Here is a 10,022-nt window from a genome sequence, read left to right on the forward strand (position 1 = left end):
GTGAACGAGAGCCGGTCCGGCGGGGGCTTGGGCGAGTTGTGCACGGCGATGACCGCCGGGTCTTCCTCGTAGACGCCGGGGTGCTCCGGGAACAGCGATGCCACGTGGCCGTCCGGGCCCATGCCGAACAGCTCCACGTCAAAGTCGGGCACGTCGCTGTCGTCTGCGGCGTGGCGGGCCAGTTCGGCTGCGTAGTGCTCGGCGGCGGCCTCGGCGTCGTCGCCGTCCGGGCCGTCCGACGCGGGCATCGCGTGCACCCGCGCCGGGTCGAGGTCCAGCTTGTCGAGCAGCGCCGAGCGCGCTTGGGTCTCGTTGCGGTCCGGATCGCCTTCCGGCAGGAAGCGCTCGTCACCCCACCACAGGTGGACCCGCTTCCAGTCCACGGCCACCCGCGCCGGCAGCTCGCCGACCGCGGTCAGCGAGCCGATGCCGACCGTGCCGCCGGTCAGGACGAGGTGCGCCTCGTCCTTCGCGGCGAGCACGTCCACGAGCTTCGTCACCAGCCGCGCCGCCACAGCCTGCGCCAGAAGCGGGGCGTCGCGGTGGATGATGAGCTCGGGGGTGGCTCCGGCGCGGGAGCCGCGGGGGTTGTGCGCGGCAGTCAAGCCGACTCCCTCGGGGCGGGGGAGCCGTCGGCGGACTTGACGTCGGTGCCGGCGGTGCTGTCGGTGGTGGACACGGGCTTCGGCTCGCCCAGCTTGGCGGCCTCCTTCGCGGCCTTCTCCACGGTCGGGCCGGCCACCTTCAGCGGCTCGGTGAACGGTACGTCCACGTCCTGTAGCAGCTTGGCGTAGACGTCGTCCGGGTCGAGGCGGCGCAGCTCCTCGGCGATCAGCTCGGCGGTCTCGCGGCGCTTGAGCGCTACGGGACGGTCCGGCTGGCCGGGCACGCAGAGCGTGGCCAACTCGCCGTCCGGGCGGGTCAGCGCGATCGGGCCGTCGGGTGTGTGCAGTTCGACCCCGGTGATGCCGGGCCCCTCGTCCGCAGTGCGGCTGACCGGCACGTTCAGCCGCTGGCGCAGCCACACCGCGAGGATCCGCGCCGACGGGTTGCCCTCCTCGCCGGAGACCGAGGCGCCGGTGATCTTGCGCGGGAACTGGTCGAGCGCGGCGGCGAGCATCGAGCGCCACGGGGTGAGCCGGGTCCACGCCAGATCCGTGTCGCCGGGGGAGTATCCGGCGGCGCGGGCACGCAGCTTGTCCATCGGCTTGTGGTACTCGGCGGCGTCGGTGATCCGGCGCGCCGCGAACCGGCCCAGCGGGTCGTTCGACGGCACGTCCGGGCCCGCGTCCGGCCACCAGGTGACCACGGGCACGTCCGGCAGCAGCAGCGGCACGACGACCGAGTCGGCGTGCGCGGACAGTTCGCCGTAGAGCCGCAGCACGATGACTTCGCCGGGCCCGGTCTCGTCGCCGACGCGCACCTCCGCGTCGAGCCGTGTGCGCGCGACCTCGGGACGGCCGACGACCACGATGATGCGGGCCGGGTGCTCGCGCGAAGCCCGGCTGGCAGCCTTCATCGCGTCGTAGTGGTGACGCTCCTCGGTGGAGATGATCAGCGTCAGCACGGCGCCGGTGGTCGGCGAACCGGCCCGGCGGCGCGCCTGGACCAGCGTCGCGCCGATCTTGCTGGAGCTGGTGTCGGTGAGGTCGATGATCATGGCCTTCTCCAGGACCGTCCGTCGCGGTCCAGCATCTCGTCGGCCTCGGCCGGGCCCCAGGTGCCGGCCGGGTACTGCGCGGGCTTGCCGTTCGCGGACCAGTACTCCTCGACCGGGTCGAGGATCTCCCAGCCGAGTTCGACCTCCTCCAGCCGCGGGAACAGCGGCGGGTCGCCGAGCAGGACGTCCAGGATGAGCCGCTCGTAGGCCTCGGGGGAGGACTCGGTGAACGCCTCGCCGTACTGGAAGTCCATCGACACGTCCCGCACCTCCATCGAGGTGCCCGGGACCTTCGAGCCGAAGCGCACGGTCACGCCCTCGTCCGGCTGCACCCGGATGACCAGGGCGTTCGAGCCCAGTTCCTCGGTCATCGTGTCGGTGAACGGCAGGTGCGGGGCGCGCTGGAAGACCACCGCGATCTCGGTGACCCGGCGGCCGAGCCGCTTGCCGGTGCGCAGGTAGAACGGCACGCCGGCCCAGCGGCGGGTGTCGATCTCCAGCTTGATGGCGGCGTAGGTGTCGGTGATCGAGTCCGCGGCGATGCCGTCCTCCTTGAGGAAGCCGATCACCTTCTCCCCGCCCTGCCAGCCCTCGGCGTACTGTCCGCGCACTGTGTGCGCGGCCAAGTCCTCGGGCAGCTGCACCGCCGAGAGCACCTTGACCTTCTCCGCGAAGATCGAGTCCGCGTCGAAGGAGGTCGGCTCCTCCATGGCCGTCAGGGCCATCAGCTGGAGCAGGTGGTTCTGGATCACGTCGCGGGCCGCGCCGATGCCGTCGTAGTAGCCCGCCCGGCCGCCGATGCCGATGTCCTCGGCCATGGTGATCTGCACGTGGTCGACGTAGTTGCGGTTCCAGATCGGCTCGAACATCTCGTTGGCGAAACGCAGCGCCAGGATGTTCTGCACCGTCTCCTTGCCCAGGTAGTGGTCGATCCGGAAGACCGACTTGGGCGGGAAGACGTCGTTGACCACCTTGTTGAGCGACTTGGCGCTGGCCAGGTCGCGCCCGAACGGCTTCTCGATGATGACCCGCCGCCAGGAGTTCTCGCCGCCGTCGGCCAGCCCCGACTCCTTGAGCTGCTGGACCACGCCCGGGAAGAACTTCGGCGGGACCGACAGGTAGAAGGCGTGGTTGCCGTTGGTGCCGCGCAGCCGGTCGAGCTCGTCGATCGTGTCGCGCAGCTTCTCGAACGCGACCGGGTCGCCGAACTCGCCGGGCACGAAGCGGAAACCCTCCGACAGCTGCCGCCACACCTCCTCGCGGAAGGGGGTGCGGGCGTGCTCCTTGACCGCCTCGTAGACGACCTGCGAGAAGTCCTCGTCCTCCCAGTCCCGGCGGGCGAAGCCGACCAGCGCGAAGCCCGGGGGCAGCAGCCCCCGGTTCGCCAGGTCGTAGATCGCAGGCATCAGCTTCTTGCGTGACAGGTCCCCGGTCACCCCGAAGATCACCAGGCCGCAGGGTCCGGCGATGCGCGGCAGCCGCCGGTCCTGCGGGTCGCGCAGCGGGTTGGCCCAGTCGGTGCCGGCGTGCTCCGCGGCGCTCATCAGCCGCGCCGCGATGGACTGGCCGAAGCCGGTGCGCGACGCGGCCGCCGCGACGGCGGCAGGCTCCGGGTTCACGCGGCGTTCTCCTCGCCGGCCGCGGCGCTCTCCTTCGCGAGCTCGGCGCGCAGCGCGTCCAGCAGCTCGTTCCACGAGGTGTCGAACTTCTCCACGCCCTCGTCCTCAAGCACCTGCACGACGTCGTCGTACGAGATGCCGAGCGCGGCCAGCCCGTCGAACACCTTGCGGGACTCGTCGTAGGTGCCGTGCACCGCGTCCGGGGTCGGCTCGCCGTGGTCGGCCTCGGCGTCGAGCGTGGCCTCGGGCATGGTGTTGACGACGCCCGACACGATGAGTTCGTCCACGTACAGCGTGTCCTTGTACGCCGGGTCCTTCACGCCGGTCGAGGCCCACAGCGGACGCTGCGGCTTGGCGCCCTTGGCGGCCAGCGCCTCCCACCGTGCCGAACCGAACACTTCTTCATACGCCGCGTAGGCGAGCCGCGCGTTCGCGACTGCGGCCTTGCCGAGCAGCGCCGTCGCTTCCGCCGTGCCGAGCTTCTTCAGCCGCTTGTCGACCTCGGTGTCCACCCGCGAGACGAAGAAGGACGCGACCGAGGCGATCTTCGACAGGTCGTGGCCGTTGGCGTAGGCCTGCTCCATGCCGTCCAGGAACGCGTCCATCACGGCCTTGTACCGCTCGATCGAGAAGATCAGCGTGACGTTGACGCTGATCCCCTGCGCGAGGGTCGCGGCGATCGCCGGCAGACCCTCCCGGGTCGCCGGGATCTTGATGAACACGTTGTCCCGGTCCACCAGCCACCACAGCTGCTTGGCCTCGGCGACGGTCGCCGTGGTCTTGTGCGCCAGGCGCGGGTCGACCTCTATCGAGACCCGCCCGTCCTGGCCCGCGGAGGCGTCGTAGGCGGGCCGCAGCACGTCCGCGGCGTCACGCACGTCACGGGCCGTGATCATCCGCACGGCCTCGTCGACCGTCACACCGCGCACCGCCAGCTCGCGGATCTGGCCGTTGTAGATCGCGGAGCCGCTGATCGCCTTCTGGAAGATCGTCGGGTTCGTGGTGACGCCGACCACGTTCTTCTCGCGCAGCAGGGCCGCCAGGTTGCCGGAGCTGATCCGCTCCCGGCTCAGGTCGTCCAGCCAGATCGCCACCCCGGCGCCGGCCAGTTTCTCAAGACGCTCACTCATGGATCTCATCTCCCCTAAGTCTCAAGCCCCGGCTTCGGCCAGCGATTCCCGGGCGGCCGCCTCGACCGCCTCGGCGGTGATGCCGAACTCCCGGAAGATCGTGGCGTGGTCGGCCGACGCGCCGTAGTGCTCCAGCGAGACGACCCGGCCGGCGTCGCCGACGAACCGGTACCACGGCTGCGCCACCCCGACCTCGACGGCGACCCTGGCCCGCACGGACTTCGGCAGCACCGACTCCCGATAACCCGCGTCCTGCGCGTCGAACCACTCCACGCACGGCATCGAGACGACCCGGGTCGGCACCCCGGCGGCCTCCAGCCGTTCGCGGGCGGTCACCGCGAGCTGTACCTCCGAGCCGGTGCCGATGAGGACGACCTGCGGCGCCGCGCCGGAGGCCTCGGCCAGAACGTACCCGCCGCGCTTGACACCCTCGTGAACGGGAAGCGACGCGCCGAGCGCCTCGCGGTCGAAGACCGGCAGGTTCTGCCGGGTCAGCGCCAGCCCGACCGGCCCGTCCTGCTCCAGGGTCGCCTTCCAGGCCGCCACGGTCTCGTTGGCGTCGGCCGGCCGCACGAAGCTGAACCCGGGGATCGCGCGCAGCGCCGCGTAGTGCTCCACCGGCTGGTGCGTCGGGCCGTCCTCGCCGAGGCCGACCGAGTCGTGCGTCCACACGTACGTCACCGGCAGGTGGATCAACGAGGCGAGGCGCACGGCCGGGCGCATGTAGTCGGAGAAGACCAGGAACGTGCCGCCGAACACGCGGGTGTTGCCGTGCAGGGCGATGCCGTTGAGGATCGAGCCCATCGCGTGCTCGCGGATGCCGAAGTGCAGGATCCGGCCGTACGGCGAGGAGCCGCCGAACTCGTTGTCCTGCTCGTGGTACGGCAGGAAGGACAGGCCGCCCTTGATGGTGGTGTTGTTCGACTCGGCCAGGTCCGCCGAGCCTCCCCAGAACTCGGGCAGCTGCTCGGCGACGGCCTGGATGACAGCCTCGGAAGCCTTGCGGGTGGCGACGTCCTTGCCTGCCGGGAACTCGGGCAGCTTGGCGTCCCAGCCGGCCGGCAGCGCCCGCCGGGAGATCCGGTCGAACTCCGCGGCCCGCTGCGGGTTCGCGGCGCGCCAGGTCTCGTACGCCCCGTTCCACTGCGCGTGGGCGGCCTTTCCGCGCTCGCCGACCTGTCGGGCGTGCTCCAGGACCTCGTCGGCGACCTCGAAGTGCTGCTGCGGGTCGAAGCCGAGGATCTCCTTGGTGGCGGCCACCTCCGGCTCGCCGAGCGCGGAGCCGTGCGCCTTGCCGGTGTTCTGCGCCTTGGGCGCGGGCCAGGCGATGATGGTGCGCAGCCGGATGATCGACGGGCGCCCGGTCTCGTTCTCGGCCGCGGCGATCGCCTTGTGCAGCGCCTCGACGTCCTCGACGTAGCCGTTCGGGGTGGTGAACTCCACCGACTGGGTGTGCCAGCCGTACGCCTCGTACCGCTTCAGCACGTCCTCGGTGAAGGCGACCTTGGTGTCGCCCTCGATCGAGATGTGGTTGTCGTCGTAGATCACGACGAGGTTGCCGAGCTTCTGGGTACCCGCGATCGAGGAGGCCTCGCCGGTGACGCCCTCCTCCAGGTCGCCGTCGGAGGCGAAGGCGTAGACGCGGTGGTCGAACGGCGAGGCGCCGGGCGCCGCGTCCGGGTCGAACAGCCCGCGCTCGTAGCGGGCGGCCATCGCCATGCCGACCGCGTTCGCCAGGCCCTGGCCGAGCGGGCCGGTGGTGGTCTCCACGCCGACGGTGTGGCCGTGCTCGGGGTGACCCGGCGTCAGGGAGCCCCAGGTGCGGAAGGACTTGAGGTCGTCGAGCGTCAGTCCGTAGCCGGACAGGAACAGCTGGATGTACAGCGTCAGGCTGGAGTGTCCGGGGGACAGCACGAAGCGGTCGCGGCCGGTCCACTGCGGGTCGGCCGGGTCGTGCCGCAGGTGCTTCTGGAAGAGCAGGTAGGCGGCCGGGGCCAGTGACATCGCGGTGCCGGGGTGCCCGTTGCCGACTTTCTGCACGGCATCCATCGCCAGCACCCGGACCGTGTCGACGGTCCGCCGGTCCAGCTCGGTCCACTCGAAGGGTGTGGGCGTGCTCACAGTAACGCGCGTGTCCTTTCCTGGTGGTCAAAAAAATAGCGTCCAGCGCGTCGGGGCGGACGGCGACGCTGCCAGCCAGGGCTGTGCGTGGGAACAGCCTGGCCCCGCGCGGCAAAGCATTGGCGAAGCATTGATTCCGTTATCCACCGGCCACCCTACCCCTCCAAGGCTTACCAATCCGCCCGGCGGGGCCGAGCGGGTCAGACGGCCTGGGCGGCGTGCCCCGGCGATTCGCGCCGACCCGCCCGCGAGCACCGCGCGGCCGGGGTCTAGAGTTTCGTCGAATCCAGTTCAGCGTGATTTGAGCAGCAATAGAGGCCCGCCTGTGACAGCCGTCGAGTCCCGCCCCGTGATGACCGCGACGCATTTCGTCGCACCCGCGGCGACCGACGCTGACCTCGATCACGCTGTACTTAACGGCACCATGCTTAACGGCACCATGATCGACGACACCGCGCTCGACGGTCCGCTTCTCGATAGCACCGCTCTTGATGACGCCGCGTCACCAGACGCCGCATCAGCGGCAGGGAGCCGGTCGTGGCGCGCGACGCTGAACGCTTACGTCGCCCTGACCAAGCCGCGGATCATCGAGCTGTTGATCGTCACGACGATCCCGGTGATGTTCCTGGCCGCGCACGGCGTACCGTCGCTCTGGTTGGTCTTGGCGGTCACGGTCGGCGGCTACCTGTCGGCGGGCAGCGCGAACGCGCTCAACTGCTGGGTCGACCGCGATATCGACGCCGAGATGCGCCGCACCCGCCGCCGCCCGCTGCCGCGGCACAGCGTGACGGCCAGGCAGACCGTCGTGTTCGGCCTCGTCCTCGGCGTGGTCTCGACGCTCTGGTTCGGCTTCTTCGTCAACTGGCTCTCCAGCGGGCTGGCGCTGGCCGCGAACGTCTTCTACGTCGTCGTCTACTCGATGATCCTCAAGCGGCGCACGGCGCAGAACATCGTGTGGGGCGGCGCGGCCGGCTGCTTCCCGACGTTGATCGGCTGGACGGCGGTCACCGACCACCTCGCCTGGCCGCCGGTCGTGTTGTTCATGGTGGTCTTCCTGTGGACTCCGCCGCACTTCTGGGCACTGGCGCTGCGTTACCGCGACGACTACGCGGCGGCGAAGGTCCCGATGCTGCCGGTGGTCGCCACCGAGCGACACGTGACGTGGCAGATGATGCTGTACACGTGGGCGACGGTGCTGTGCTCGCTCGCGCTCTGGCCTATCGCGCACACCGGACCGGTTTACGCGGTCGGCGCGGCGTTGCTCGGCGTGGTGTTTCTGGTCGAGGCGCACCGCTTGCACGCGGCCGCGCGCAAGGGTGTGACGGGTACGGCGTTGCGGCCGATGCGGATGTTCCACTACTCCAACAGCTACCTCGCGCTGCTGTTCGTCTGCGCCGCGATCGACCCGCTCGTGCACTGACCGGCGATCGGCCCGGCCGGACGGAAACGACGACGAAAGACAACCGGCGTGGACCTGCTGCGCAACACCATCCAGCCGTATGCCTGGGGCTCGGCCACGGCGATCGCCGAACTGCTCGGTGTCGACAACCCGGAGGGCACGCCGCAGGCCGAGTTGTGGATGGGAGCGCACCCCACCGCACCCTCGCGGCTTGAGCGCGACGGCGCCGAGACGACACTCGAAGCCGTCATCGCGGCGGACCCGGTCGGCGAACTCGGTGCCGCGACGGCCGGACGCTTCGGCGGCCGACTGCCGTTTCTGCTCAAGGTTCTGGCCGCGCGCAAGGCCCTGTCCATCCAGTTGCACCCGGACCGCGCGCAGGCCGAGGCCGGTTTCGCGGCCGAGGAGGCGCGTGGCGTCCCGCGCGGCGTCCGCGAGCGGGTGTACGTGGACAGCTGGCCGAAGCCCGAGGTGCTGTGCGCGCTGACTCCGTTCGAGGTGCTGGCCGGCCTGCGCCCGGCGGCCGAGGCCGCCGAGATCGTCGACCAGCTCGGCGTCGAGCCGCTGCGCGGACTCGTCAAGGAGTTGCAATCCGCTCCGGAGCCCGCGACCGTCGCGCGTGCCTTGGCGACTCTGCTTCAGTGGCCGCGAGACGAACGCACGGCGCTCGTCGATCGCGTGGTGTCGGCCGCCGAGTGCTTCGCCGCCGAGCCGGGCGATTTCCAGGCCGCGTACGAAGCGATCGGGCGTATGGCCGAGGATCATCCCGGCGACATCGGCCTGGTTTGCTCGCTGCTCATGAACCATGCGGTCGTGCAGCCCGGCCAAGCCCTGTTCATGGGCGCCGGCGGCGTGCACGCGTACATCCGCGGCACCGGTGTGGAGCTGATGGCGAACTCGGACAACGTGATCCGCGCGGGGCTCACTCCCAAGCACATCGACGTTCCCGAGCTTGTGCGGGTGCTCGACCCCGGAGTCGAGGTCCCGGTCCTGACGGCGCATCGGGATGTCGGCGGTGACGGCGATGGCGTCGCGCAGTTCGACACGCCGGTTCCCGAGTTCCGTCTGTGGCATCTGACCGTCCAAGGCGAGCTTCGTGTCCCAGGCAACGGCCTGCCCCGCATCCTGCTGTGCGTTGAAGGCTCGGCCAGCGCCACGGCCGACGCGGGCCGGAGGCTGGAACTGTCCCGTGGCAGCTCCTGCTTCCTGTCCGCCTCCGATGCGGCGGTGACCCTGACCGGTGACGCCCGACTCTTCCTCGCGTCGCCCGGCGGCTATTCCTGATCGGCACGGCTTCTGGCCGACGGCCTGCCGAGGCGTGAGATCCGGTCCATCAGCACTGCGATCTAGGCTGGGACGACGGCCGGTTCCGGCAACTGCGGACGCGTGCGCATCGAGGTCAGGATGCGCCAAGCGGCGATCCAGGTGAGGCACGCCCCGGCCATGTGCAGCAGGACCAGCCACGCGGGCAGACCGGTGAAGTACTGCGTGTAGCCGATGGCGGCCTGCGCGGCGAGCACGACGAACAGGTCGCGGGTCGCGCGCACGATTGTTGACGGCGCGTCGGCTGCCTTGAGCGCGAACCACAGCGCGATGGTCAGGCCGACGACTATGAAGACCAGGTCGGCGTGTGCCTGCGTGACGTCCGCCGGGTTGAGCTGAAGGCGCCTCGCGGCGTCGGTCGCCCCGGCGTGTGGACCGGTGCCGGTGACCAGCGTGCCGACGACGACGACCGCGCCGGCGGCCGTGACCAGCGTGCGGGCCAGCCAGACCAGTTCCCGGCGCACGAGCAGTTCCGGCGCAGCGTCGCCTTCGCGGCTGCGGGTCCACAGCAGCCAGCTGACCGCGATCATCCCGATCGAGAAGGAGAAGTGGAACGCGACCCAGCCCGGCGCCAGCTGCGTGCGCACCGAGATGCCGCCGATCACCGCCTGTGCGACCACGCCGAAGAACAGCGCCCATGACAGCCTGACCAGGATCGGCCGACGCGGGCGCTGGCGCATCGTGGCGACGATCGCCGCCGCGACGGCCGCAGTGACCGCGTAGGTCAGCAGCCGGTTGGAGAACTCGATGACGCCGTGATAGCCGAGCGA

The 10,022-nt window shown here is 70.6% G+C and carries 8 protein-coding genes; 2 read left to right on the plus strand and 6 right to left on the minus strand.

Annotated elements, in window-relative coordinates; translation table 11 throughout:
- The 5 genes from pgl to tkt all read right to left on the minus strand — a co-directional run.
- Positions 1-605, minus strand: a 605-nt coding sequence (pgl, locus tag VGS97_RS28870) for a 6-phosphogluconolactonase (RefSeq protein WP_326856847.1), incomplete at its 3' end; no start/stop codon positions are given.
- A complete protein-coding gene (gene opcA, locus VGS97_RS28875; RefSeq protein ID WP_326856848.1) occupies positions 602-1,660 on the minus strand; it encodes a glucose-6-phosphate dehydrogenase assembly protein OpcA in 1,059 nt (352 codons plus the stop codon). The genes opcA and pgl, both read right to left, overlap by 4 nt.
- The gene (zwf, locus tag VGS97_RS28880; protein ID WP_349262308.1) at positions 1,657-3,204 is read right to left on the minus strand and encodes a glucose-6-phosphate dehydrogenase; all 1,548 of its coding nucleotides are present in this window, start codon (positions 3,202-3,204) and stop codon (positions 1,657-1,659) included. The genes opcA and zwf overlap by 4 nt, the downstream gene beginning before the upstream one ends.
- 71 nt (positions 3,205-3,275) lie before the next feature.
- On the minus strand, positions 3,276-4,409 hold the full coding sequence (tal, locus tag VGS97_RS28885) for a transaldolase (RefSeq protein ID WP_326856850.1): 1,134 nt from the start codon (positions 4,407-4,409) through the stop codon (positions 3,276-3,278).
- Positions 4,410-4,430: 21 nt separating this feature from the next.
- The gene (gene tkt / locus VGS97_RS28890) at positions 4,431-6,530 is read right to left on the minus strand and encodes a transketolase (protein ID WP_326856851.1); all 2,100 of its coding nucleotides are present in this window, start codon (positions 6,528-6,530) and stop codon (positions 4,431-4,433) included.
- 439 nt (positions 6,531-6,969) lie between these two features.
- Between tkt and VGS97_RS28895 the strand changes: the two genes are divergently transcribed.
- Positions 6,970-7,950 carry a heme o synthase gene (locus tag VGS97_RS28895; protein ID WP_414641876.1) on the plus strand — a complete coding sequence of 327 codons (981 nt, stop codon included), beginning with the start codon at positions 6,970-6,972 and terminating at the stop codon, positions 7,948-7,950.
- Between the two features lie 48 nt (positions 7,951-7,998).
- Positions 7,999-9,213, plus strand: a complete 1,215-nt coding sequence (gene manA, locus VGS97_RS28900) for a mannose-6-phosphate isomerase, class I (RefSeq protein ID WP_326856853.1) — start codon at positions 7,999-8,001, stop codon at positions 9,211-9,213.
- Positions 9,214-9,275: 62 nt separating this feature from the next.
- Here the strand turns inward: manA and VGS97_RS28905 are convergent.
- Positions 9,276-10,022 (minus strand): COX15/CtaA family protein (locus tag VGS97_RS28905; RefSeq protein WP_326856854.1); only part of this gene is annotated, 747 nt, incomplete at its 5' end.

It is taken from the genome of Actinocrinis sp., from assembly GCF_035946395.1.
Taxonomy (GTDB): Bacteria; Actinomycetota; Actinomycetes; order Streptomycetales; family Catenulisporaceae; genus Actinocrinis.